This window comes from Streptomyces sp. 7R007 (assembly GCF_054850255.1).
In genome coordinates this window covers 150,387-176,153 of sequence record NZ_JBTWMV010000011.1, presented here as the reverse complement: position 1 = coordinate 176,153, position 25,767 = coordinate 150,387, and the positions used below count along the sequence as shown (strand labels likewise).

Sequence of the window (25,767 nt, the reverse complement as noted above, 5' to 3'; positions counted from 1 at the left end):
ATTGTCGACATGGCAACTTGGCGTGAAGCATTCGATCACGAAGCGTTGCACTCGTGGGCCGTGCAGGGAAGTGCGCCTTGTCGCGGTGGCCAATCCCCATAGGGTGCGCGGGGCCTGTGAGGGCGTGTCCGTGCAGGTGGAACGGGGGTTGGGGGGTGGTGGGGGCAAGGGATGCGCCAGGTCGAGAAGTTGGCTGAAAAGAAGCGGGCCCGTGCGCGGAAACCGGTCAGGCGACCGGTGTATTTCCCCCAGTGTGACGTCCGCCTCTGTGCGTGCCCGTTCCGGTGCGCTGACGCCGCCCCCGGTGCGGTGCGTTCTCCTCGGCCGGCGGCCGTGCCGCGCCCCGTTCCGACTGGCGCAGCAGCAGGCGGCACACGGCCGTGACCGCGGCCAGGCCGAGCGCGGTGCCCGCGGCCCCGGCCAGCGAGCTGCCGTACCAGAGCAGGACCACCGGGACCAGGACGCAGCTGAAGGCCGCCCAGCGGACGACGTCGGTGGCCGAGTCCTGCGGGGTCGGGGGTCGGTCGGGGTGCGGTCCTGGCATGCGTGCTCCCTGGGGCGTGGGTCACGGGGTTCAACGCCTGTTCGACCGGTCGGTCACTGTACGCCACGGCCGTACCGGCCGCCGGGTAAGTGAATCCCGTGCAAACCGCCTGTACAGCGCAGCAACCATTGCGTTACGGGCGCCCCCTCGTGCATGCTCCCTGGAACCCCCACGGACCGTGGGCGGGAGATGGGCTAAAGGAGGCGTGCCGCCGTACCCTTGGGGGTATGGGGCGGGAAAGACCATTCCCGGACACAGCTCCGCCGCACACTGTCGTCCCACCCATAAAGGATCACAACGCCGAGACAGCCATGGCCGGTCACGAATTCTTCGAACCCGCGGACCGCAAGCGGCCGGTCGCCGACCCCACGGCGGCCGATCCCCTGGCGGCGGAAGAGCCACGCCATTCCTGCGACCCCGCCTTCAAGCACGGCGTCGTCGTGGGCTTCGACGGCTCCACCTCCAGTGAACGCGCCCTCGCGTACGCCATCGGCATGGCCCACCGCTCCCACTCGGGCCTGATCATCGTGCACGTCGCCAACCGGCTGCCCACCACGGTGTGGGCGGGCTGCGAGCCGCCGGTGTTCGTGGACGTGCCGGACCACCGCACCGAGGTGCTGGGCCTGGAGCTCGCCTGCGCGGACTACCTCGCCGAGGTGCCCTGGATCCTCGTCGAGCGCGGGGGCGACATCTGCCACGAGCTCGAAGAGGTGGGGCGCGAGTACGAGGCCGACGCGATCGTCGTCGGCTCGACGCACGGCATCGTGGGCCGCATCTTCGGCTCCGTCGCGGGACGCCTCGCCAAGCGGGCGAAGCGGCCCGTCATCGTCATTCCGTAGGTGCCCGACCCCCCTTGCGCCGCGCGCGAACCTACTGACGCGTAGAGGTGTTTGTGCTCTTGTGAAGGGCATATACCCGTCACCGGACGTGGCGTGCTGCCGGCCGGGGGGTGACGGCCACCGGCTCAAAGGGCAGCCGACGCCGGGGTGTTGGGCGGCCCCGGCGGGTGAAGGGACCCCCGCGTGCGTGGTGGCTGCACGTGGGGGTCCGATCCGACGGGCCCTGTGAAGCGGGCCTGCTGCGGGAGGCCGGCTACTCCACGGTCACCGACTTCGCGAGGTTCCTCGGCTTGTCGATGTCCCGGCCCAGGGCCAACGCCGTGTGGTAGGCGAGGAGTTGCAGGGGGATGCCCATCAGGATGGGGTCCAGTTCGTCCTCGTTCTTGGGGACCACGATCGTCTCGTCGGCCTTCTCCTGGTGCCGGTGCGCCACCGCCAGGATCCGGCCGCTGCGGGCCTTGATCTCCTCCATCGCGGCGCGGTTCTTCTCCAGCAGGTCGTCGTCCGGGACGATCGCGACCGTGGGCAGGGCCGGCTCGATGAGGGCGAGCGGGCCGTGCTTCAGCTCCGAGGCGGGGTAGGCCTCGGCGTGGATGTAGGAGACCTCCTTGAGCTTCAGGGAGGCCTCACGGGCGACCGGGTAGCCGCGGACCCGGCCGATGAAGAGCATCGAGCGGGCGTCGGCGTACTGTTCGGCCAGCTTCCTGATCTCCTCCTCCTGCTTCAGGACCTCGGTGATCTGCGCGGGCAGCTTGCGCAGGCCCTCGATGATGCGCTTGCCGTCGCGGACCGACAGGTCACGGGTGCGGCCCAGGTGGAGGGCGAGGAGGGCGAAGGCGACCGTGGTGTTGGTGAAGCACTTCGTGGAGACCACGCAGACCTCCGGGCCCGCGTGCACGTAGATGCCGGCGTCCGCCTCGCGGGCGATCGCCGAGCCGACCACGTTCACGATGCCGAAGACCCGCGCGCCCTTGCGCTTGAGTTCCTGGACGGCGGCGAGGACGTCGTAGGTCTCACCGGACTGGGAGACGGCGACGTACAGCGTGTCCGGGTCCACGACCGCGTTGCGGTAGCGGAACTCGGAGGCCGGCTCGGCGTCCGCGGGGATGCGGGCCAGCTCCTCGATCATCTGGGCGCCGATCATGCCCGCGTGGTACGAGGTGCCGCAGCCGAGGATCTTCACCCGGCGGATCTGCCGGGCCTCCCGGGCGTCCAGGTTCAGGCCGCCGAGGTGCACGGTGGAGAAGCGGTCGTCGATGCGGCCGCGCAGGACGCGGTCGACCGCCTCGGCCTGCTCGTGGATCTCCTTGTGCATGTAGGTGTCGTGGCCGCCCATGTCGTAGGAGGCCGCCTCCCACTCCACGGTGGTCGGCTCCGACGTGGTGCGGGTGCCCTCCGTCGTGTACGTCCGGAAGTCGTCGGCCTTGAGGGTGGCCATCTCGCCGTCGTCGAGGGTCACTATCTGCCGCGTGTGGGCGACCAGCGCGGCGATGTCGGAGGCGACGAACATCTCCTTCTCGCCCACGCCGAGCACGACCGGGGAGCCGTTTCGCGCCACCACGATCCGGTCGGGGAAGTCGGCGTGCAGCACGGCGATGCCGTACGTGCCCTCGATGACCCGCAGGGTCTCGCGGACCTTCTCCTCCAGGGTGCCGGCCGGGGAGCGGGCGATGAGGTGGGTGAGCACCTCGGTGTCGGTCTCCGAGAGGAACTCCACGCCGTCCGCCTCCAGCTTGCGGCGCAGGTCGGAGGCGTTGTCGATGATGCCGTTGTGGACGACGGCGACCTTGTTCTCCGCGTCCAGGTGCGGGTGGGCGTTCACGTCGGAGGGGGCGCCGTGGGTGGCCCAGCGGGTGTGGGCGATGCCGGTGGTGCCCTTGAAGCGGGCCGGGACCCTGGCCTCCAGGTCGCGGACGCGCCCCTTGGCCTTGACCATCTTCAGGCCCGCCGTCTTCGGGGAGGTGACCACGATGCCCGCCGAGTCGTACCCGCGGTACTCCAGCCGCTGCAAGCCCTCCAGGAGCAGCGGGGCGACGTCACGCTTCCCGATGTATCCGACAATTCCGCACATAGAGCTGTGTCCCTCAGCCGTAGACGATGCGGCGCAGCTGACGGAGCGTGAACTCCGGCGGTGCCACCGCCCGGTATTTCAGATCCGCCTCGATCCGCTCGAAGATCTCCGCGTTCACCAGGCCCTGGGCCTGGAGCTCGCGGTGGCGGCGACGGACGTACTCGGCGGCCGTCTCGTCGAAGTAGGCGAGCACGTCCTGGATCACCCGCAGCGCCTCGCCCCGGTTCAGGGGCGTGGTCCGCGTCAGATGATCGACAAGTTCGTCGTGCACCCGGTAGATCCTGGGCCACCGAAGGCCGGATCGCAAGAATCCTGCCCGATATCGGGCACGTCGCTGTTGGTGTTCTTATGAACGGCTGTTTGCAATCTGTCCATCCTGGGTCTTGTGCCTCGTTGCCCGTGTCGACGAGTTTCAGACGCCATGGACATTCCTCGTATGGGAGTACCGGAGCAGCTGGCCGAGCGCATGAGCATGGCCGAGCAGCACGAGTACCTGCGCGCGAGATTCTCGCGGCGCAACCTGATCAGGGGCGGGGCCGTGACGATCGGTGCCGTCGCCGGTGGCGCGTTCGTGCCGGGCGCGGTCGCCCAGGCCACCACGCCGACCCAGAGCTCCGCGCGGCCGGAGTACGTCGACGGCTCGCTCGTCGCCCCCTTCGGCCGCCACCTCGCCTTCGGCAACGACGCGAGCACCGAGATGACCGTCTCCTGGCAGGTCCCGGTCGCGGTGAAGAAGCCCTTCATCCGCATCGGCGCCCACCCGTGGGACCTCTCCCGCAAGATCGAAGCCGAGATCCGCACGCTCTACACCCCGGCCGGCGTCGGCACCAGCGCCGACCACACGCAGTACTACGTCCACGCCAAGCTGACCCACCTGCGCCCCGGCAGGACGTACTACTACGGCGTCGGCCACCAGGGCTTCGACCCCGCCGAGCCGCACCTGCTCGGCACCCTGGGCACCTTCACCACCGCCCCCGGCCGCAGGACGCCGTTCACCTTCACGGCCTTCGGCGACCAGGGCGTCAGCTACCACGGCCTGGCCAACGACAGCCTGATCCTCGGCCAGAACCCGTCCTTCCACCTGCACGCCGGCGACATCGCCTACGCCGACCCGGCCGGCCAGGGCAAGTCCACCGACACCGGCTTCGACTCCCGGGTGTGGGACCAGTTCCTCGCCCAGACCGAGTCGGTCGCCAAGTCCGTGCCGTGGATGGTCAGTTACGGCAACCACGACATGGAGGCCTGGTACTCGCCCAACGGCTACGGCGGCGAGGAGGCCCGCTTCACCCTCCCCGACAACGGGCCGGACAAGGCGAACCTGCCGGGCGTCTACTCCTTCGTCTACGGCAACACCGCGGTCATCTCGCTGGACCCGAACGACGTCTCCTACGAGATCCCGGCCAACCTCGGCATCTCCGGCGGCACCCAGACCACGTGGTTCGAGGGGCAGCTGAAGAAGTTCCGGGCCGCGAAGGACATCGACTTCATCGTCGTCTTCTTCCACCACTGCGCCTACTGCACCTCCACCGCGCACGCCTCGGAGGGGGGTGTGCGACAGGAGTGGGTGCCGCTGTTCGAGAAGTACACGGTGGACCTGGTCATCAACGGCCACAACCACCAGTACGAGCGCACCGACGTCATCAAGGGCGGCGCGGTCACCAAGAAGCTGGCGATCGGCGACACGGCGTACCCCGAGACCGAGGGCGTCGTCTACGTGACGGCGGGCGCGGCCGGCCGCAGCCTCTACGCCTTCTCCGCGCCGGACTCCTACGAGGGCCATCCGAACGAGGTCGACTCCGTCGCCTCCTTCGTCAACACCAAGGACGGCAAGGTCAACGAGACCGTCACCTGGTCCCGGGTGCGCTACCTCAACTACTCCTTCCTGCGGGTGGACGTCGAGCCCGCGGCCAAGGGCCGGTACGCGCGGCTGAAGGTGTCGGGCATCGCCGAGACCGGCGACCGCATCGACCACTTCACGGTGGCGCGCCGGGCCAAGTAGGACGCCCGAAAGGCGGGAGCACGCGTCGGCAGGCGGTCCTCGGGGCGCTACATGCGCTTGAGGATCGCCTGCTTGGCCAGCTGGAACTCCTCGTCCGTCAGCACGTTCGTGCGGTGCAGCTCGCCCAGTTCGCGCAGCCGGCGCAGCAGCGCGTCATGGTCGTCCCGGGGCGGTTCCCCGAGGTGCTTCGGCCGTACGTCGGCCTGCGCCGCCGGGTGCGGCAGCCGGGCCTGCACGGCCGCCGCGATCAGGGCCATCAGCGGGTCCTTCTTGAAGCCCCACAACTCGACGGAGTTCGGGTCGTACTTGGGCGGCGCCTTGGTGGGCGCGTGGTGCACGCGGAAGCGCAGATGGCCGTTGTCCAGGCCGACGGCCGGCTGCCACTCGACGGCGGCGATGTCGCTCATGGGCAGGGTGCGGGTGCCGGCGGCGGCCTTGGCGTCCTCCGTCTTCCAGTTCCACTCCAGCCGTACGCGGTCGCCGTCGAAGCTCGCCGTGCCGTCGCCGGCGGAGACGGTCAGCGGGACGGCCGGACCCGGCAGCAGGTACTCGCGCACCGGGTCGGCGGGCACCTGGTCCAGCAGCAGGGCGTTGCGCACCTCGTCGGTGAAGTACTCGGCGACCCCGTAGCGGTCGGACTCGACGATCAGCTGGTAGGGGTCGTTGGGCTCGGTGAGCCGGCCGCCGGTCGCGTGCAGCAGCGGGTCGGCGCCGTCGCGCAGCCGGAGTCTGAGCCGGCCCGCCCGCTTGCCCTGCTCGAACGAGATCCCGGCCAACGCGCCCAGCGGTACGACGAGTTCGCCCAGGGTCCGGCGCAGCAGGCTGACGTTCTTGTCCCGTCCGGGAGTCAGTCGCAGGGCGTCGCCGTCGAACGCCCAGGTGCCGTCCTTCTGGAGGATTTCCGCCATGGGGGGATTGTTTCACCGGATGTGCGGGAGAGTGGTCTCTACCAATCGAAGGGAGCGCATGTGAGACTGCACCGCGTTCTGGGATCGCTGCTGCTGGTGGCGGCGGCCGGCACCTTCACAGTAGGAGCGACCACGGTGACCGAAGCGCGTCCGACGCCGCTGGACCGGGTGGTCCCGGCCCCCGAGTCGGTCAGACCGGGTGGCTCGCCGTACCGCATCACCGGCTCCACCGTCATCCGCGTCGACGACTCCCCGAAAGCGCGCCGGATCGGCGAGTACCTCGCGGACATCCTGCGCCCGTCCACCGGCTACCGGCTGCCCCTGGTCAGGTGGGGCGACAGCGGCATCCGACTGCGCCTGACGCACGGCCGGTTCGGGGCCGAGGGCTACCGCCTCGACAGCGGACCCAACGGCGTCCTCATCACCGCGAACGAGTACGCCGGCCTCTTCCACGGCGTGCAGACCCTGCGCCAGCTGCTCCCGGCGGCCGTCGAGAAGGACTCCGCACAGCCCGGGCCGTGGCTGGTCGCGGGCGGCACGATCACGGACCGCCCGCGCTACGCCTACCGCGGCGCCATGCTCGACGTCTCCCGCCACTTCTTCACCGTCGACCAGGTCAAGCGCTACATCGACGAGCTGGCCCTCTACAAGATCAACAAGCTGCACCTGCACCTCAGCGACGACCAGGGCTGGCGCATCGCCATCGACTCCTGGCCGCGCCTGGCCACCTACGGCGGCTCCACCGAGGTCGGCGGCGGACGGGGCGGCTACTACACCAAGGACGACTACAAGGAGATCGTCCGGTACGCGGCCTCCCGCTATCTGGAGGTCGTCCCCGAGATCGACATGCCCGGCCACACCAACGCGGCCCTCGCCTCGTACGCCGAACTCAACTGCGACGGCGTGGCGCCCCCGCTCTACACCGGCACCGACGTCGGCTTCAGCTCGCTGTGCGTGCCGAAGGAGCTCACCTACGACTTCGTCGACGACGTGATCCGCGAACTGGCCGCGCTCACCCCCGGCCGCTACCTGCACATCGGCGGCGACGAGGCGCACTCCACCAGCCACGACGACTACGTGAAGTTCATGGACCGGGTGCAGCCCGTCGTCGCCGAGCACGGCAAGACGGTCGTCGCCTGGCACCAGCTGACCGGCGCGCACCCGGCGAAGGGCGCCATCGCCCAGTACTGGGGCCTGGACGACACCAGCGCCGAGGAGAAGGCGCAGGTGGCCAAGGCCGCGCAGCACGGCACCGGGCTGGTCCTCTCGCCCGCCGACCGGGTCTACCTGGACATGAAGTACACCGCGGACACCCCGCTCGGCCAGGACTGGGCGGGTCTGGTGGAGGTACGGCGGTCCTACGACTGGGACCCGGGCGACTACCTGGCCGGGGTGCCCGCCTCGGCGATCCGGGGCGTCGAGGCGCCGCTGTGGACCGAGACGATCGTCACGAGCGCCGACATCGAGTACATGGCCTTCCCGCGGCTCGCGGGCGTGGCCGAGCTCGGCTGGTCGCCGGCCGCCACGCACGACTGGGACGCCTACAAGGTGCGGCTCGCGGCGCAGGCGCCGCGGTGGGACGCGCTGGGGATCGGCTACTACCGGTCGCCGCAGGTCCCCTGGCCCGCGCGGTAGCCGTACACGGCGGACGGGCACCCCGCGGGACCGTACCGCGGGGTGCCCCTCCGTCCCGGTCAGAACCCCGCGACGGGATTCTTCAGGGTGCCGACCAGCTGGAGCGCCCCGGACGGGTCCGCCAGGTCCACCATCTGCCGGTTGTCGCGCAGCTGGAGCCGGTTGAGGCAGGACAGGGCGAACTCGGGGGCGAACATGTCGTACTGCCGGAATTTCCCGGCGAGTTCGGGCGTGGAGTCCTGGTACTCGCGGGTGACCTCGGCGACCGTGCGCCAGAAGTCGTCCTCCTCCAGGATTCCCTCGCCGGCGAGGTTCGCGGCGAGGAAGCGGAAGAAGCAGTCGAAGACGTCCGTGAAGATGGACAGCAGCTTCTTGTCCTCCGGGACCTCCACGCGCAGCCGCTCGACCGTCGGCGGCAGCACCGCGTCCGGGTCCATCACGGCGATCTCCTCGGCGATGTCCTTGTAGATCGCGCGCTTCACCACCCCGTCCTCCAGCACCAGGATGACGTTCTCGCCGTGCGGCATGAAGACCAGGTCGTAGGCGTAGAAGCTGTGCAGCAGCGGGGTGAGGTACGCCCGCAGGTAGTGCCGCAGCCACTCCGTCGGCGTCAGGCCCGACCGCTCGATCAGCGCGCCCGCGAAGGAGGCGCCCTCGTGGTCGACGTGCAGCAGACAGGCCATGGTGGCGAGGGACTCGCCCTCCCGGAGGCCGGGCACCGGGCTCTCGCGCCACAGCGCGGCCAGCATCTTGCGGTACGGCGAGTAGCGGTCCGTCGCCTTCTCGTACTCCAGGTGCCGGTAGCCGACGGCGGCCCGCTCCCGGATGATGCTCAGCCCCGTCGACTTCAGCACCGGGTCGTTGTCGATCAGCTGGGCCAGCCAGTCGTTGATCGCCGGGGTGGCCTCCATGTACGCGGCCGAAAGCCCGCGCATGAAGCCCATGTTGAGGACGGACAGGGCCGTCTTCACGTAGTGCTTTTCGGGGTGGGAGGTGTTGAAGAAGGTCCGGATGGACTGCTGGGCCAGGTACTCGTCCTCGCCCTCGCCCAGGCACACCAGGTGCCCGCGGGCGACCTCGGCGGCGAAGGTGACGGCGAGCTTGTTCCACCACTGCCAGGGGTGGACGGGGATGAGGAGGTAGTCGGCCGGGTCCAGGCCGCGCTCGCGCAGCACGCCGTGGAAACGTTCGACGGTCTCCTCGCCCAGCTCCTGCCGGACGAAGCTCTCGTACTCGATGCCGACGCCCGCGGTGAACGCGGCGCGCGAGCGGTGGGCCGCCAGCCACACCAGGCGGACCGGGCTCGCCGCCTCGGGGGCGTACGACAGGTACTCGTGGATGCCGAAGCCGAGCCGGCCGTTGTTGGCGACGAAGCAGGGGTGGCCCTCGGTCATGCCGGTCTCGATGGCCTGGAAGCCGCTGCGCGCCAGCTCGGCGACCGGGACCTGCGGTTTGGTGAGCTTGTAGCAGGTGCCGGAGAGGGTGGAGGAGATCTCCTCCAGGTAGACCGGCAGGATCTCCTCGCTCAGCCCCAGGGTCTGCTTCAGCTCGATGAAGAAGTCCAGCGCCGCGAGCGGGAGTTCGGCGCCGTCGCGGTGGCGGGTGATCGAGTCGGCGTCGACCTGCCAGTGGTCGAGGGCGCGGCGGACGGCGGTGAACCGGTAGCGGGTCAGGCCGTCGTCGCTGCGGACGACGTACCCGTCCGGCTCGGCGGCCTCGGGGGTGATCAGGCGCTCGTGCGCGAACTCGGCGAGCGCCTTGCGGATCAGCAGGCGGTTGGCCTTCTCCCAGCGTTCGGGGGAGAGGTGGGCCACGGCGTCGGCGAGGGTCATCCGGCCACCGCCTTCTCGAACTGCTCGCGGGTGCAGAAGCTCAGCAACGCCTTCTTCTCCGGCTTCCGGATCTCGCGGTCGGGCACGAACCCGACGGCTTCGTTCAGGGCGTGGACGGCCTTGTTGCGCACGTCCGGTTCGACGACGACCCGGCGGACGGACGGGTCCGCGAAGAGGTGCGCCATGACGGCGGTGATGACGGCCTTGGTGAACCCGTGTACGGGCGTGTCCGTGGGCGGGGTGAGGAAGTGCATGCCGACATCGCCCGGCAACGGCTCGTACAGGCCGACCAGTTCGCGGTGGGCCGGGTCGTACTTCTCCATCAGGAAGGCGGGGTCGCCGTTGGCGTCGAGTCCCAGCAGGGCGTGGTGGTGCTCGTCCGCCGCGATCTCCATGTAGGCACGCTCGACGTCCTCCAGCTTCGCGTCCTGCATCATCCAGAAGGCGGCCTTGGGGTGGGTGACCCAGGAGTGCAGCAGCTCGGCGTCCAGGAGGGGGTCGAGGGGGCGGAAGGTGAAGGTGCCGGTGTCGGTGGTGCTCATACGGCGAACTCCTGGAACGCGATCGTCTTCTCGACCGGGTAGTACTCGGTGCCGAGCAGCTCGCGGATGATGTAGCTGTTGCGGTAGGCACCCATGCCCAGGTCGGGGCTGGTGATGCTGTGGGTGTGCACGCCGGCGTTCTGGAGGAAGATCCCCCGGCCGGTGGTGTCGATGGAGTAGTTGCGGGCCACGTCGAAGTTGCCGTGGGTGTCGTAGCGCAGGCGGTCCCTGACCGGGGCGAGGAAGTCCGGCTCGGTGTACCGGTAGCCGGTGGCCAGGACCAGGCCCTCGGACTCGATCTCGTAGTCCTTCTCCTGCTCCTCCTGGCGGAAGGCGAGGGTGTAGGTGCCGTTGTCGTAACGCGCCCCGGTCAGGGCGGAGTTGGTGAGCAGGCGGGTGGGGACCGGGCCGCCGAGGTTCTTCTGGTACAGCAGGTCGAAGATCTCGTTGATCAGGTCGCCGTCGATGCCCTTGAACAGGCCCTTCTGCTGCTCGGTGAGCCGGTAGCGGGTGCTCTCGGGCAGCTCGCGGTAGTAGTCGACGTACTCCGGGGAGGTCATCTCCAGCGTGAGCTTGGTGTATTCGAGGGGGAAGAAGCGCGGCGAGCGCGTCACCCAGTTCAGCCGGTAGCCGTGCACGTCGATCTCGCCGAGCAGGTCGTGGTAGATCTCCGCGGCCGACTGGCCGGAGCCCACGAGGGTGATGGACTCCTTCTTCACCAGCTCGCTTCTGTGCTGCACATAGCGGGAGTTGTGGATGAAGTCGCCGCCCAGGCCGCGCACGGCCTCCGGGTAGTGCGGCGAGGTGCCGGTGCCGAGGACGAGGTGGCGGGCACGGTAGCGGTCCCCGGCCTCGGTGCGCACCACGTAGTGCGCGTCCTCGTACGTCACCTCGGCGACCGTCGTACCGAAGCGCACGCTGCTCAGCTTGTTCGCGGCCCAGCGGCAGTAGTCGTCGTACTCGACCCGGAGCGGGTAGAAGTTCTCGCGGATGTAGAACGAGTACAACCGGCCTTTCTCCTTCAGGTAGTTGAGGAAGGAGTACGGCGAGGTCGGGTCGGCGAGGGTGACCAGGTCCGACATGAACGGGGTCTGGAGGTGGGCGCCGTCGAGGAACATGCCCGCGTGCCACTCGAAGTCCGGCTTGGACTCCAGGAAGACGCCGTCGAGTTCGGCGATGGGCTCGGTGAGGCAGGCCAGGCCGAGGTTGAAGGGGCCGAGCCCGATGCCCACGAAGTCGTAGGTCTTGTCCGGGGTGTCAGGAAGCGCGGTCAAGGGACTCTCCCAGGTACTGCTCGGCGTGGCCGGCGATCAGGTCGAGGACGGCGGCGATGTCGTCGGCCGTCGTCTCGGGGTTGAGCAGGGTGAACTTCAGGTAGTGGCGGCCCTGGACCTTCGTGCCGGCGACCACCGCGTCGCCGGAGGCGAACAGGGCCTTGCGGGCGTGGAGGTTGGCGCGGTCGATCTCGGCCGGGTCGGTGACGGCGGCCGGGATGTAGCGGAAGACGAGGGTGGACAGGGAGGGCCGGACGACCACGTCGAAGCGCGGGTCGGCCGACAGCAGCCGCCAGCCCTCCGCCGCCAGCTCGCACACCTCGTCGAAGAGCTGCCCCACCCCGTCGGCGCCCATCACCCGCAGCGTCAGCCACAGCTTCAGCGCGTCGAAGCGGCGGGTGGTCTGCAGGGACTTGTCGACCTGGTTGGGGATGCGCTCCTGCACCATGCGGCGCGGGTTGAGGTACTCGGCGTGGTAGGTGGCGTGCCGCAGCGTGGCCGCGTCGCGGACCAGCACGGCGGAGGAACTCACCGGCTGGAAGAAGGACTTGTGGTAGTCGACCGTGACCGAGTCGGCGCGCTCGATGCCGTCGATGCGGTCCCGGTACTTCAGCGAGGCGAGCAGTCCGCAGCCGTAGGCGGCGTCGACGTGCATCCAGGTGCCGTACTGCGCGCACAGCTCGGCGATCTCGGGCAGCGGGTCGATGGAGCCGAAGTCGGTGGTGCCGGCGGTGGCGACGACCGCCATGGGGACGAGGCCGTCGCGGCGGCAGCGCTCCAGCTCGCGGGCGAGGGCGACGGTCTGCAGGCGCTGGTCGTGGTCGACGGGGACGGAGACGACCGCGTCCGGGCCCAGGCCCAGCAGTTTCGCGGACTTCTTCACGCTGAAGTGGCTGACCTCGGAGGCGAAGATCCGCAGGTCGCCGAGGGAGCGGCTCTTGGCCTCCTCCCGTGCCAGCAGCAGCGCCTGGAGGTTGGACTGCGTGCCGCCGGAGGTGAACACGCCGTCGGCGCCCGGGCCCAGGCCGATGCGGGCGATCGTCCAGTCGATCAGTTTGCGCTCGATGAGGGTGCCGCCGGCCGACTGGTCCCAGGTGTCGAGGGAGGAGTTGACGGCGGACAGGACGGCCTCGCCGAGCACGGCGGGGATGACGACCGGGCAGTTGAGGTGGGCGAGGTAGCGGGGGTGGTGGAAGTAGACGGCGTCGCGGAGGTAGACCTCCTCCAGCTCGTCGAGCACGGCCGCGGTGTCGTGCAGCGGCCGGTCGAGGTCGATCCGGTCGATGCGGGGGGCGAGGGCGTCGACCGTGACGCCGGTGAACGGACGGTCGGTGGCGGCGAGTTTGGCTGCCACCCGCTCGACGCCTTCGGTCACGGTGAGGCGGTACTGCTCCGCGGTGGTGTCATTGAGCAGGTGCGAGCGCATGGTGGGGGCCCTCCGGGGGTGGGGATGGTCCGCTGCGGGACGGACGCAGGGGCGGAGCCTCGGGGTCTTACTTAGGTGAGCCTAACCTAAGTAACTCTTCCGAAACACCGCCCCTGCTGTGACCGTGATCACGTCCGTCGCGCCCTCAACTAGGCGGCGGCGCGCAGCTGTTCCTCGGTCATGCCCGTACGCCAGTAACCGACGAAGGTGACGCGCCGCCGGTCGATTCCGCGCTCGGAGACGAAGTGCCGGCGCAGCGCCTTCACGCACCCGGACTCACCGGCGATCCACACGTACGGGTGCCGGGCGGACGGAAGGGAGGCGGCCCGTACGGCGTCGACGGCCATGGGGGCGGGGGCACCTCCCACGCCTTCGGGGCAGTGGGGGACGTCGTGCCGCCGTACCAGCCACGTGATCCCGGCGTCCGCCTCGGTGGTCAGGTCCTGGATGTCGCCGGGGTCGCCCACCTCCAGCCAGGCGCGCACGCGCTGACCGGCCGGCAGCGACTCCAGGATCGCGGCGACGGCGGGCAGCGCCGTCTCGTCGCCCCACAGCAGCACCAGGTCGGTGTCCTCGGGCGGCCGGAACCGGATCGCCCGGTTGTCGGCGACCGCCGGTCCGAGCAGCAGCACCCGGTCGCCGGGGGCGGCCCGCCCGGCCCAGCGGGAGGCGGGACCGGCCGGGGTGTGCAGCACGAAGTCGATGTCGATCTCGTCCGGCCCATCGGGTGCGCGGCGCAGCGAGCGCAGGGTGTACGACCGCATCACGGCCCGTACGTCGTCGGGCAGTTCGCGCCAGCCCTGCCACCACCCGTCACCGAGCTCGACGGGCACGGCGGGCTCGGTCTGGCCGGGGTGGGGGAGGAAGAGCGACAGGGACTGGTCGCGCCCGTCGGAGTGGAAGTCGTGCAGGTCGCCGCCACCGAAGGTGACCCGGACCAGAGACGGACCGAGCCGCCTCGTCCGTACGACCTGGAGGGAGAAGAAACGGAACGGGGCGGCTACGGCCGTGGTCACGGCGACTCCTAACTGACCTTCTCGGCCTTCTCCAGCGCCTCCGCCAGATTCGTCAGCAGCGGCGTGCACTTGTCGTACGACAGGATCGGTTCGGGCGAGCGGGAGATGACCTGCCCCGCCTTGACCGCGGGCAGCTTCTTCCAGGTCGCCTCGGTGATGTCGGCCGGCTGGATGGCCGAGGAGCGGTCGTCCATCATGATGATGTCCGCCGGGTACTTGTCGACGTTCTCCCAGCTCAGCGACTCGTACCAGCCGCCGCCCTTGGCCTTGGCGCTCTCCGGCGGCTCGACGAAGTTCACGCCGAGCGCCTTGAAGTACTCCAGGTCGATGGAGAGGTTGGTGCCGGAGACGTAGAACAGCTCCTGGCTGGCGGAACCGGCCATCACCTTGATGTCGGGCTTGGCCTTGGCGGCCTTGCGCAGCCGGGCCGCGGCCGCCTCGAAGTCCTTCTTCGCGTCGGTGACCTTCGTGGCCGTCATGTCCGCGCCGAGCGACTCGGCCAGCGCCCACATGCGCTGCAGCGGCTCGGTGAGCTGGCGGTCGTAGACGGAGATGCCGACGCTGGGGGCCAGCTTGGCGATCTTGTCCTTGGACTCGTCGGGGACGTACCAGAGGGTCCCGGCGTCGTCGAACATCGTGGTGATGAGGACGTCGGGGGCCAGCGCCGCGTACTTCTCGACGTTGAACTGGCCCCAGACGTTGCCGAGGATCGTCAGCTTGCTGATGTCCATGTCGCCGGCCTGGACGTCGGCCTTGCCGTCCGAGGTCTTCGTCGGGCCGAAGACGCCCTTGACGGAGATGCCGTAGTCGTAGAGCGCGGCGCCGACGCCGACGAACGCGACGATGTTCTCGGGGACCTCGTCGAGCTTCACGGTCTTGCCGCGGTCGTCCTTGAAGCTCCAGGGCCCGGACTTGGCGGCGGTCGTCCCGCTGCCCGAGCCCCCGCTTTTCGCGTCGTCGTCACCGCAGGCCGCGAGCACGGCCCCGAGGCCGAGGGCGCCGCCCGCGGCGAGGACGCCGCGACGGGTGAGGTGGCTGGCTCTGGCGTTGGACATGGTGTGACTGCTTTCGAACGGGGCGGAGCGCCCGCCGGACAAGTTCGAAGGTAGGTTAGCCTAACCTCATGTGATGTCCAGGGGTGGGGCTCCTGTGACCGGCGCCACATCGCCCGCCCTTCAGCCCTCGTTTTCCGTGAGTTTCCCTTCGCCTTCCTTTCTATTTCGGGAAATCGATCAAAGGGCGGGTAATCCGCGAATCAATCTTGACTATGGACGGTCAAGGTGCGTAAAAATTGCGCCAGTTGGGGACTGGTGATTCACGGGGGGCGTAGTGAGATCTGTTCTGGCGTGCCGTCAAAGACCTGCCCGAAAAGGCTGGGTGACCCTTGTCACCGTCCTCGCGGTGGGCATGGGCACGGTCAACGCGATTCCCGCGTCCGCCGCGTCTTCCGTTTCCGCCGCCGACGCCGCCGACGCCGCCGGCGAGCAGGACACCCGGACGGAACTCACCGAGGCTCAGAAAGCCTCCCGGGAAGCGGTCGAGAGCGGCGAGCGCGTCGAGGTGAAGAGCGAGCGCGGCGAATACGCCACCACCTACGCCAACCCCGACGGCTCCACCTTCTCCCTCAGCCTGTCCACCGTGCCGGTCCGCGCCCGTCAGGCCGACGGCTCCTGGGCGGCGCCCGACGCCACGCTGGAGCGCCGCGCCGACGGCTCCGTCGGCCCGAAGGCGAGCGTCGCGGACATCTCCTTCTCCGGCGGCGGCGCCGGCACCGACCTGGTGACGGTGGCCGAGGGCGACCGCTCCCTGACCGTCGGCTGGCCGGGCACCCTGCCCGAGCCGGCCCTCGACGGAGCGTCGGCCGTCTACTCCGAGGTCCTGCCCGGTGTGGACCTCAGGCTGACCGCGACCACCGAGGGCTACCGCGAGGTGCTCGTCGTCAAGACGCCCGAGGCCGCGGCGAGCGAGGAGCTGAGGAAGCTCGACTTCCCCGTGCGCACCCGGGGGCTGACCCTGAGCGCGGGCGCGGGCGGCGGTCTGAACGCCCTGGACGACAACGGCAACGCCGTCTTCCGCACGCCGACCGCCCGCCAGTGGGACAGCGCGGGCGACGCGGCCGCCTCCGGTCCGTCCACCATGTCGCTGAGCGCGGCGGACGAGCAGGTCCCCTCCGACGGCGAGCACACCCCCGACCCGGCCGCCGGCCCCGGCGACGGGGACGCCTCCGCCGTGCTGCCGGTCACGGCGGACGCCGACTCCATCACCGTCGTACCCGACACCGCGCTGCTGACCGGCGAGGACACCGTCTACCCGCTCTACATCGACCCCGACGTCTCCTGGGGCGAGTCCGAGCGCACCCTGCTCTCCTCCGACGGCGACACCTTCTACAACTTCTCCGGCGGCGACGACGGCGAGGGCGTCGGCTACTGCGGCACCTACGTCACCGGCGGCTACGCCTACTACTGCGGCTCCGGCTACAAGCAGCGCATGTACTTCGAGTTCGCGCCGACCGCGCTGCGCGGCAAGCGGGTGCTCGACGCCACCTTCCGGGTCACCGAGCGCTGGTCGATGTCGTGCACGCACACCACCGTGCAGCTGGTGCGGACCCCGAACATCTCCTCGGCGACCCGCTGGCCCGGCCCGACCGGCAACTGGGACATCATGGGCGACCGCACCGTATCGGCCGGCCGCGGCACCGCCTGCGACCCGAGCCAGCCCGACGCGCCCATCGAGTTCAACGACGACCCCGCGCAGAGCTACGAGAACCTCACCAACACGGTGAAGGCCTTCGCGGCCGGCGACTTCTCCCGCCTCACCCTGATGCTCAAGGCGTACAACGAGTCGGACCCCAACGGCTGGAAGAGGTTCGACGACGACGCCGTGCTCGACGTCGACTACGTGGGCGTCCCGGCCCCGCCCACCAGCCCCGGCGTCCTGTCCGGTGAGGTCTCCTCGTGCCAGACCGACGCGAGCGACCCCGACGTCCTGTCGGACCCCACGCCCACGTTCAGCGCGGTCGCCCAGACCCTCGCCGGCGGCGAGTCCGAGGCGAACCTGCGCACCCACTTCTACGTGCAGAAGAAGAACGCCGACACCACCTGGAGCGTGGTCACCGAACCGGTCCGGCCGGTCAGCCCCGGCTACACGGGCGACGGCAAGAAGGTCGAGGTCAGCTCGCCGGTCACGCTCGCGGACGGCGGGACGTACCGGATGGCCGTGTTCACCCGCTCCTACTACAACAGCGGCAACAGCTATCTGGAATCGCACAGCACGGTGACGACCAAGGGCTGGTGCTACTTCAAGGTCGACACGACGGCCCCCAAGGCCCCGGTGATCACCTTCGGCACGAAGTACACGGCGTGCACGGCCAACGCCTGCGCACCGGCCGGCGGGCCCGGCGTGAAGGACGACTTCACCTTCTCCCCGGCCTCCGGTGACGCCGCCACCGTCGTCGGCTACCGCTACAAGCTCTCCTCCTCCAAGTCCTGGTCCGCCACCGTCTCCGGGACGACGGTGAAGAAGGCCATCGCACCGGACCTGGCCGGCACCCAGGTGCTCCAGGTGCGGGCACTCGACAACGTGGGCAGCGGACGCTGGGGCGCCATCGCGAGCGTCAGGTTCAACGTGCAGGAGGGGCAAGGGGCCACCGGACGCTGGCACTTCGACGACAGTTCGCCCGGTTCCGGCGAGACCGTCGCCGCCGACGGGGCGACGGCCCCCGGCACCCGCCACCCGGCCACCCTCTACACCACCGGCGCCGGCTGGTCCGCCCTGGCCCGGCGCGGCGACGGCGACGGCTCCCTCTGGCTGAACGACACCTCCGACACCACCCGCCAGTCCGGATACGCGGCGACCGCCGCCGCGGCCGTCAACACCCAGTCCTCGTACACCGTCTCGGCGTGGACGTACCTGACCGACAGCAGCGCCTACCGCACCGTCCTGTCCCAGACCGGCAGCGACAGCTCGGGCTTCTCGCTCTACTGGTCGGGCGGCGTCAAGCGGTGGGTGTTCCGCTTCAACTGGTCCGACGCCTCCGGCAAGCACTTCGTCACCAAGAACGCGCTCGCCGAAGGCCCACCGCTGAAGGTGTGGACCCACGTCGCGGGCGTCTACGACGCCGACGACAAGACCATCCAGCTGTACGTCAACGGACGCGCCCAGGGCGACCCGGTGACCGTGCCCAGCGGCGGCGAGAAGCAGACCCCCGACGGCCCGCTGCAGTTCGGCCGTGCGAGCTACGTCTACGGCACCTTCGAGCAGTACTGGAAGGGCCGTATCGACGAGGCAGCCGTCTTCCAGACGGCACTCACGCCCGCCGAAGTCGCCGCCGAGGCCAGGCTGCTGGACTCCACCGACACCGCCACGGCCACCGAGTTGGTCGCCGCCTGGAACCCGGAGGGGGCGAGCGGCACCACGCTCACCGACACGGTCACCGGCTACGGACGCTCGCTCACGCTGACCGGAGGCGCCTCCCTCGACGGCGAGGCGATCGTCCTGGACGGCACCGACGACGCGGCCACCGCCGCCGGACCGGTCGTCGACGACACCGGCTCCTTCACCGTCACCACCGAGGTGGAACTCGACCAGAGCGCCCTCAACGCCAAGGGCACCGGCTTCATCGGGCAGATCCTCGGCCAGCGCACCGCCGACGGCTCCGCCTGGGGCCTGTGGTACGAGACGACCGGCACCGAGACCCGCTTCGACGACGACGACAACCCCTACGAAGTCCCCGTCGGCTTCTGGAGGTTCGGCCGTCTCGCCGCGGACGGCACCTTCATCGCCGTCGACTCCGACAGTGCGGCGGTGGTCGGCAGCCGGGTCCGGCTGACGGGCGTGTACGACGCCCAGGCCGGCACCATCGCCCTCTACCTCGACTCGACCCAGAACGACACCGACACCCCGTACACCGCGGTCGTCGGCTCCGGAGAACTCGCCGTCGGCAAGGGCTTCGTGAACAGCGCCTGGGGCCACTACCTGCCCGGCCGGATCTCCGACATCCGGATGTGGGTGGGCGCGGCGGCCGACGGCACCCAGGTCGACACCATGATCGGCGACTGACGCCGCCCGCCTTCCTTCGACTCCATTCCCTCCGTGGTCGCGCCCGCGGCCGTGCCTTGACAGGGGTATGTCGTGAACACCGGTACGAGAGTGGCTCGTTGGCTGCGCGGCAGACGCGCGGGGATCGTGGTGACGCTGGCCGTCGCCCTGGCGACGGGCGTGCTGCCCGCGGTGCAGCCGGCGCAGGCCGCGAGCGCCGGTCTGGGCCGGCCGGACCTGCCCGAGCAGCGGGACAGCGATGTACGCGCTGTCACCGGACTGGGCGCGCAGAAGGCCCGCACGGCGGTCGCCGCGGCCCGCGCGAGGAACTCCGCGCAGGCCCGCCGCGCCACCGCCGAACAGCACTCCGCCTGGCCGAGGCCGGCCCGGACGACCGTCGCCGTGCCGGGCAGCCGCTCGGGCCGCGCGACGACGAAGCCGGGCGGGCTGCCGGTGACGGTGGCGCCGGGGAGCGTCGGCAATGTGGCCGGCGGTGACGCGTCGATCCGCGTCCTGGACCGTAAGGCCACGGCGGCGGCGGGCGTGCAGGGCGTCCTGCTGACGGCGACGGCAACGGAGCCGGGACGGGCCCATCTCACGCTGGACTACTCGGGGTTCGCGTCGGCGTATGGGGGTGGGTGGTCGGGGCGGCTCGGGCTGGTGCGGTTGCCGGGGTGCGCGCTGACCACTCCCGAGAAGGCCGCCTGCCGGACTCGTACACCGCTCGCCTCGGACAACGACGTCCGCGAGCAGGCCGTCTCCGCCGACGTGGCGATGGCCGCGGACGCCACCGTGCTCGCCCTCGCCGCCACCTCCACGACCTCCTCCTCCGGCGCCGGCACCTACACCGCGACCCCGCTCTCCTCGTCCTCGACCTGGGAGGCGGGCGGCAGCGCCGGCTCGTTCAGCTGGTCGTACCCGATGAGCGTGCCGCCCGCCGCCGCGGGTCCCGCGCCCTCGCTGCAGCTGTCGTACGACTCGGGAAGCATCGACGGCCGTACGGCCTCCACGAACAACCAGACGACCCAGATCGGCGAGGGCTTCGACCTGTCGGCGAGCTCGTACGTCGAGCGGTCGTACGGCAGTTGTGACAAGGACGGCCAGGCCGACAAGCACGACCTGTGCTGGAAGTACGACAACGCCTCGCTCGTCCTCGAAGGCAAGTCCAGCGAGCTGGTCAAGGACGACACCACCGGCGTCTGGCGGCTGGCCAACGACGACGCGTCCACCGTCACCCACTCCACCGGCGCCGACAACGGCGACGGCAACGGCGAGTACTGGACGGTGACGACCGGCGACGGCACCAAGTACGTCTTCGGCCTCGACAAGCTCGCCGGCGCCGGCACCGAACGCACCAACTCCGTGTGGACCGTGCCGGTTTACGGCGACGACTCCGGCGAACCCGGCTACGACCAGGGCTCCGCCTTCGCCGACCGTGCCACCACCCAGGCCTGGCGCTGGAACCTGGACTACGTCGAGGACACCAGCGGCAACGCGGCCAGCTACTGGTACACCAAGGAGACCAACGCCTACGGCAAGAACGGCGCCTCCACCGCCACCACCGAGTACGTCCGCGGCGGCTACCTCAACAAGATCCTCTACGGCCAGAACAAGGACACCCTGTTCACCGGCGTCACCTCCGACAAGGTCACCTTCACCTACGAGGAGCGCTGCACCGCCGCCGACTGCTCCGAGCTGAAGGACTCCACCGCGCCGAACTGGCCCGACGTGCCCTACGACGCGATCTGCAAGAAGGACGCCGACTGCGACGCGCACAGCCCGGCCTTCTTCACCCGCAAGCGGCTCACCCAGGTCGACACCTGGGCCTGGTCGGCGGCCACGAGCGACTTCATCCCCGTCGACACCTGGGCGTTCACCCAGCAGTACCTGGACGGCGGCGACATCGGCGACAGCACCGACCAGACCCTCACGCTGAAGAGCATCAAGCGGACCGGCAAGAACGGCACCGCGATCTCCCTCGACCCGATCACCTTCACCTACCAGATGCGGGAGAACCGGGTCGACGCCACGGACGACATCCTCCCGCTGTCCCGCCCCCGCATCGAGAGCATCACCTCGGAGACCGGGTCCATCACCCGCGTCACCCTCTCCGAGCCGGAGTGCGTGCGCGGCTCCAACATGCCGGCCGCCGAGGACGACAACGCCAAGTCCTGCTATCCGCAGTACTGGGGCATCAACGGCGCGAGCGAGTCGAGCATCGACTGGTTCCACAAGTACCGCGTCCTCGCCGTCACCGTCTCCGACCCGACCGGCCACAACGACGCGGTGGAGACCTCCTACAGCTACTCCGACCCGGCCTGGCACTACAACGAGAACCCGCTGGTCTCCGCCGACGAACGCACCTGGTCCATCTGGCGCGGCTACGGAAAGGTGACCACCACCAAGGGCGTCGGCAACTCCGCAACCAAGACGGTCTCCGTGTACCAGCAGGGCATGAACGGCGACCGACTCCTGGGCTCCGACGGCACGTTGGACCCCGACGCCCGCCGCACCGCGACCGTCAAGGGCATCGGCTTCACCGGCCTCGACGTGCCCGACCAGACGGACACCGAGCAGTACTCCGGCATGCTGCGCGAGCAGATCGCCTACAACGGCACGACCCCGGTGACCGTCACCGTCAACGACCCCTGGTCGAAGAAGACCGCCACCCAGCACAAGTCGTATGCCGACAGTGAGGCCTACTACGTCCGCACCGCCAAGACGTACACCCACACCTATCTGACGGCCACGGCCGGCTGGCGCACCCGCACCACCGCCACCACCTACGACGACTACGGCATGGCCGCCACCGTCGACGACGCGGGCGACACCGCCAAGAGCGGCGACGAGACCTGCACCCGCACCTGGTACGCCCGCAACGACTCCGTCGGCATCAACTCCCTGATATCCCGCACCCGTTCGGTCGCCCGCGCCTGCTCGGTCGGCGAGACCTCGCTGTCCCTGCCCACCTCGTCCGCCACCCGCGGCGACGTCCTGTCGGACACGGCGAGCTACTACGACAACACGTCGGCGACCGCGTGGAGCGCGAGCCAGACCCCCACCAAGGGCCTGAAGACCTGGGCCGGCCGGGCCTCCGCCTACCCGGCCACCGCGACGGGCGGCGAGCGCAACCCGACCGCCTGGCAGACCACCGGCACCAGCGGCTTCGACAGCCTGGGCCGGGTGGTGAGCACCACCGATGCCGGCAAGAACACCACCACCGTCGCCTACACGCCCACCACGGCCGGACCGCTGACCCGGATGGTCGTGACCAACCCCAAGACGCAGAAGTCGTACACCTACCACGACCCGGCGAGCGGCCAGATCACCAAGGTCTACGACGTCAACACCAAACTGACGGAGACCGCGTACGACGCCCTCGGCCGCACCACCGCGGTCTGGCTGCCGGGCCGTTCCCACTCGGGCGGACAGAGCGCCAGCTACACGTACGACTACTCGGTGAGCGCCGACAAGCCGTCCTGGACGTCGACCGGCACACTCAAGGCGGACGGCGACACCTACAACACCACCTACACCGTCTACGACTCGCTGCTGCGCACCCTGCAGACCCAGGCGCCCACCGCGCTCGGCGGACGCCTGCTGACCGACACCCGCTACGACAACCGGGGCCTGGTCTACGAGACGTACGCGGACATCTTCGACCAGGACCACACGCCGACCGGTACCTACACCCGCGCCGAGTACGGCGAGTCCCCCAAGCAGACCGAGACCGCCTTCGACGCGGCCGGCCGCCCCACCGACAGCACCCTCTACGTCTACGGCGTCAAGCGCTGGTCGACCACGACCAGTTACACCGGTGACTCCACCGCCGTCACCGCCCTGTCCGGCGGCTCCGCCACCCGCGACATCACCGACGCCCTCGGCCGCACCGTCGAGCGCCGCGAGTACGCCGGCACCGCCACCTCCGACACCGACTACGGAGCGAGCAGCGGCGCCCCCTACACCAGCACCAAGTTCACGTACACCCTCGACGGCAAGCAGTCCACGGTGACCGGGCCCGACAAGGCCAAGTGGAGCTACGGCTACGACCTCTACGGCCGTCAGGTCACCGCCACCGACCCCGACAAGGGCACGACGAGCACCGAGTACACCGCCCTGGACCAGGTCGCCAAGGTCACCGACTCGCGGAGCGCCTCCCTGCTCTACGAGTACGACGTCCTCGGGCGCAAGACGGGGGAGTGGAGCGGGTCCAAGACGGACGCCAACAAGCTGACCGCCTGGGCGTACGACACCCTCTACAAGGGCCAGCTGGACTCCACGACCCGCTACGTGGGCGGGGTGAGCGGCTCGGCGTACACCAAGAAGGTCACCGCCTACGACGCCAACTACCATGCCACCACGACCCAGTTGGTGCTGCCGGCGAACGACGCCCTGGTCACCTCCGGCGCGGTGAAGGACACGCTGGACTTCTCGACGTACTACAACATCGACGGCACCCAGCAGTACATCAACGAACCCGCCGCCGGCGGTCTCGCGGCCGAGAAGATCACCTCCGAGTACAACGGGGTCGGCCTGCCCACGAACCTCTCCGGTGCCAGCGGCTATGTCCTCGGCGTCAGCTACTCCGCCCTGGGCCAGATCGAACAGACGACCCTGGGCACCTCCACGGCGACCGGCACCAAGAAGGCGTACCTCACCAACACCTACGAGGAGGGCACCGGCCGGCTCACCCAGGCGGTGCTGACCGACCAGACCCACGGCTACGAGCTCCAGGAGCTCAACTACGCGTACGACGACACCGGCAACGTCACCTCCATCAAGGACCCGACGACGCTGGGCGGCACCTCGTCCTCGGACAACCAGTGCTTCGCCTACGACGGTCACCGCCGCCTGACCGAGGCCTGGACGCCGGCCGGCGGTGACTGCACGGCGCCCCGGACCACGTCGGGGCTGGGCGGGCCGAGCCCGTACTGGACGTCGTACACCTACACGGACTCGGGACTGCGCGCCACCGAGACCACCCACACCACGTCCGCCACCACGACGAAGACCTACTGCTACAGCTCCACCCAGCCGCACGCCCTCAACGCGACCACCACGGCGGCCTCCTGCACCGGGGTCACCCCCGTCTACGGCTACGACGCCGCGGGCAACACCACCGGCCGCCCGGACGGCACCGCCACCCAGTCCCTCACCTGGTCGCCCGAGGGCAAGCTCGCCGAGTTGAAGGAGGGCACCGCCACCACCGGCTACGTCTACGACGCCGACGGCAACCTGCTCATCCGCCGCAACGCCTCCGGCGAGACCGTCCTCTACCTGGGCACCACCGAGGTCCACCTGAACAACGCCACCGGCAAGTACTGGGGACAGCGGTACTACGGCTTCGACGGCAACGCGGTCGCCCTGCGCAGCAACAAGTCCGGCACCGACACCCTGTGCTGGCTCGCCGCCGACCAGCACGGCACCTCCAGCGTCGCGCTCGACTCCACCACGCAGACCGTGACCAAGCGCTACACCACACCCTTCGGCGCGACCCGCTCCGGCGGGACCGGCAGCTGGCCCGACGACAAGGCGTTCCTCGGCAAGACGGCGGACGCGAGCACCGGCCTGACCCATGTCGGCGCCCGCGAGTACGACCCGTCGACGGGCCGCTTCATCAGCGCCGACCCGCTCCTGGAGACCGACAAGCCGCAGACCCTCAACGGCTACACCTACGCGGCCAACAACCCGGTCTCCTTCTCCGACCCGAGCGGTGAGCAGCTCATGGAGTGCGCGGAGGGCCTGATCGAGTGCCGGGGCGGCATGCCGGTCACGCACAACAAGAAGGCCTCCTCGTCCTCCAACTCCAGTGGCGGACAGGGCAAGAGCGGCAAGACGGTCGTCCGGCACGGCGGCAAGAGCAACGTCGGCTCCGCCTGCGCCCTGACCTTCCACATGAGCGGCCACGACGCCGCCGTCTGCCAGTCCGGGTACGCGGCGCAGGTGTGGGCCATGGAGTACAAGGTCGAGGGCTACGTCACGGTGGACGTCGGCGACGGCGGCACCACCGCCAACACCGTCCCGGGCGCGAGCGGCAACGACACCGGCAACGACGGCGCAGCGGACGTCATCCTGTGGACGAAGGACAAGGTGTACATCTGGGAGGTCAAGCCGGGCAACGACTACGGCAAGACCGACGGGCCCAAGGATCTGACCAGGTACGTCGAGGGCATGCAGGACTACCTGGACGACCAGGGCGACGACCGGGAGGTCGAGCGGGGCCCCGGCCTGCTCTCCGGCCGGGCGGCATCGAGAGAGGGCATCGTGAACGTCTGGTCCAAGGCGGAGTACCCCGGCATGCGCTTCTACGGCCGCAAGAACCGCGACAATCCCACGCCCAGGCCGGGCCCCAGCCCCACGCCCAAGCCCACCGCCAGCACCGCGGCCCCGGTCGAGGAACCGGCGCCGGGCACGGTCGACGCACCCGCTCTGGAACCCGCCCCGGGTCCGACCGGGGTGGCCTCGGCCGGCGGACCGGCGGGCGGCTTCGAGGTCTCGCCGGGCGCGCAGAAGGCCGGGGCGGGAGTGGTGGTCTTCACCGGTGTGCTGTTCACGGTCGGCTTCATCTTCAACGGCCTGACGGGTGGGGCCTTCGCCTGACGGGGCGCCCAGTAGGGTCGGCATCGACGAGAGAAGGAGGAGGC

At 69.9% G+C, this 25,767-nt stretch carries 15 protein-coding genes; 5 read left to right on the top strand and 10 right to left on the bottom strand.

Going from position 1 to position 25,767, the window contains the following annotated elements; genetic code table 11:
• Positions 1-226: 226 nt before the first annotated feature.
• Entirely contained in the window at positions 227-544 is a 318-nt protein-coding gene (locus ACYF6T_RS17230; protein ID WP_461697334.1) for a hypothetical protein, read from the bottom strand.
• A 311-nt stretch (positions 545-855) separates the two neighbouring features.
• Between ACYF6T_RS17230 and ACYF6T_RS17225 the strand changes: the two genes are divergently transcribed.
• A complete protein-coding gene (locus tag ACYF6T_RS17225) occupies positions 856-1,383 on the top strand; it encodes a universal stress protein (RefSeq protein ID WP_461697332.1) in 528 nt (175 codons plus the stop codon).
• A gap of 253 nt (positions 1,384-1,636) precedes the next feature.
• Here ACYF6T_RS17225 and glmS read toward each other — a convergent pair whose 3' ends face one another.
• Positions 1,637-3,454 (bottom strand): glutamine--fructose-6-phosphate transaminase (isomerizing), encoded by a 1,818-nt coding sequence (gene glmS, locus ACYF6T_RS17220; RefSeq protein WP_461697330.1) that lies wholly within the window; start codon positions 3,452-3,454, stop codon positions 1,637-1,639.
• 13 nt (positions 3,455-3,467) lie between these two features.
• Positions 3,468-3,725, bottom strand: coding sequence for a hypothetical protein (locus tag ACYF6T_RS17215; protein ID WP_461697328.1), 258 nt, complete (start codon positions 3,723-3,725; stop codon positions 3,468-3,470).
• A gap of 165 nt (positions 3,726-3,890) precedes the next feature.
• Here ACYF6T_RS17215 and ACYF6T_RS17210 point away from each other — a divergent pair, with 165 nt between their 5' ends.
• Positions 3,891-5,453 (top strand): purple acid phosphatase family protein, encoded by a 1,563-nt coding sequence (locus tag ACYF6T_RS17210; RefSeq protein ID WP_461697326.1) that lies wholly within the window; start codon positions 3,891-3,893, stop codon positions 5,451-5,453.
• Positions 5,454-5,500: 47 nt separating this feature from the next.
• On the opposite strand, the gene ACYF6T_RS17205 is transcribed toward ACYF6T_RS17210, so the two are convergent.
• Positions 5,501-6,361, bottom strand: a complete 861-nt coding sequence (locus tag ACYF6T_RS17205) for a DUF4429 domain-containing protein (protein WP_461697325.1) — start codon at positions 6,359-6,361, stop codon at positions 5,501-5,503.
• A 60-nt stretch (positions 6,362-6,421) separates the two neighbouring features.
• On the opposite strand from ACYF6T_RS17205, the gene ACYF6T_RS17200 reads away from it, so the two are divergent.
• A complete protein-coding gene (locus tag ACYF6T_RS17200; protein WP_461697323.1) occupies positions 6,422-7,996 on the top strand; it encodes a beta-N-acetylhexosaminidase in 1,575 nt (524 codons plus the stop codon).
• 59 nt (positions 7,997-8,055) lie between these two features.
• On the opposite strand, the gene ACYF6T_RS17195 is transcribed toward ACYF6T_RS17200, so the two are convergent.
• The 6 genes from ACYF6T_RS17195 to ACYF6T_RS17170 all read right to left on the bottom strand — a co-directional run bounded on the left by ACYF6T_RS17195 (position 8,056) and on the right by ACYF6T_RS17170 (position 15,141).
• The gene (locus ACYF6T_RS17195) at positions 8,056-9,828 is read right to left on the bottom strand and encodes an IucA/IucC family protein (RefSeq protein WP_461697321.1); all 1,773 of its coding nucleotides are present in this window, start codon (positions 9,826-9,828) and stop codon (positions 8,056-8,058) included.
• On the bottom strand, positions 9,825-10,370 hold the full coding sequence (locus tag ACYF6T_RS17190) for a GNAT family N-acetyltransferase (RefSeq protein WP_461697320.1): 546 nt from the start codon (positions 10,368-10,370) through the stop codon (positions 9,825-9,827). Before ACYF6T_RS17190 ends, ACYF6T_RS17195 begins: the two co-directional genes overlap by 4 nt.
• Positions 10,367-11,644 (bottom strand): lysine N(6)-hydroxylase/L-ornithine N(5)-oxygenase family protein, encoded by a 1,278-nt coding sequence (locus ACYF6T_RS17185; protein ID WP_461697318.1) that lies wholly within the window; start codon positions 11,642-11,644, stop codon positions 10,367-10,369. The genes ACYF6T_RS17190 and ACYF6T_RS17185 overlap by 4 nt, the downstream gene beginning before the upstream one ends.
• Entirely contained in the window at positions 11,628-13,070 is a 1,443-nt protein-coding gene (gene desA / locus ACYF6T_RS17180; protein ID WP_461697316.1) for a lysine decarboxylase DesA, read from the bottom strand. Before desA ends, ACYF6T_RS17185 begins: the two co-directional genes overlap by 17 nt.
• A gap of 149 nt (positions 13,071-13,219) precedes the next feature.
• Positions 13,220-14,086, bottom strand: coding sequence for a siderophore-interacting protein (locus ACYF6T_RS17175; RefSeq protein WP_461697314.1), 867 nt, complete (start codon positions 14,084-14,086; stop codon positions 13,220-13,222).
• Between the two features lie 8 nt (positions 14,087-14,094).
• Positions 14,095-15,141: an ABC transporter substrate-binding protein gene (locus tag ACYF6T_RS17170; RefSeq protein WP_461697312.1), complete on the bottom strand. Its 1,047-nt coding sequence runs from the start codon at positions 15,139-15,141 to the stop codon at positions 14,095-14,097.
• Positions 15,142-15,463: 322 nt separating this feature from the next.
• Here ACYF6T_RS17170 and ACYF6T_RS17165 point away from each other — a divergent pair, with 322 nt between their 5' ends.
• Together ACYF6T_RS17165 and ACYF6T_RS17160 are read left to right on the top strand one after the other, a co-directional pair.
• Positions 15,464-19,144 carry a LamG-like jellyroll fold domain-containing protein gene (locus ACYF6T_RS17165; RefSeq protein WP_461697311.1) on the top strand — a complete coding sequence of 1,227 codons (3,681 nt, stop codon included), beginning with the start codon at positions 15,464-15,466 and terminating at the stop codon, positions 19,142-19,144.
• Between the two features lie 72 nt (positions 19,145-19,216).
• Positions 19,217-25,723: an RHS repeat domain-containing protein gene (locus tag ACYF6T_RS17160; protein ID WP_461697310.1), complete on the top strand. Its 6,507-nt coding sequence runs from the start codon at positions 19,217-19,219 to the stop codon at positions 25,721-25,723.
• Positions 25,724-25,767: the final 44 nt, after the last annotated feature.

Bases quoted from the DNA above. Each gene is read 5' to 3' on its own strand.
- ACYF6T_RS17230 (WP_461697334.1), bottom strand. From the start codon at position 544: ATGCCAGGACCGCACCCCGACCGACCCCCGACCCCGCAGGACTCGGCC.
- ACYF6T_RS17225 (WP_461697332.1), top strand. From the start codon at position 856: ATGGCCGGTCACGAATTCTTCGAACCCGCGGACCGCAAGCGGCCGGTC.
- glmS (WP_461697330.1), bottom strand. From the start codon at position 3,454: ATGTGCGGAATTGTCGGATACATCGGGAAGCGTGACGTCGCCCCGCTG.
- ACYF6T_RS17210 (WP_461697326.1), top strand. From the start codon at position 3,891: ATGGGAGTACCGGAGCAGCTGGCCGAGCGCATGAGCATGGCCGAGCAG.
- ACYF6T_RS17205 (WP_461697325.1), bottom strand. From the start codon at position 6,361: ATGGCGGAAATCCTCCAGAAGGACGGCACCTGGGCGTTCGACGGCGAC.
- ACYF6T_RS17195 (WP_461697321.1), bottom strand. From the start codon at position 9,828: ATGACCCTCGCCGACGCCGTGGCCCACCTCTCCCCCGAACGCTGGGAG.
- ACYF6T_RS17190 (WP_461697320.1), bottom strand. From the start codon at position 10,370: ATGAGCACCACCGACACCGGCACCTTCACCTTCCGCCCCCTCGACCCC.
- desA (WP_461697316.1), bottom strand. From the start codon at position 13,070: ATGCGCTCGCACCTGCTCAATGACACCACCGCGGAGCAGTACCGCCTC.
- ACYF6T_RS17170 (WP_461697312.1), bottom strand. From the start codon at position 15,141: ATGTCCAACGCCAGAGCCAGCCACCTCACCCGTCGCGGCGTCCTCGCC.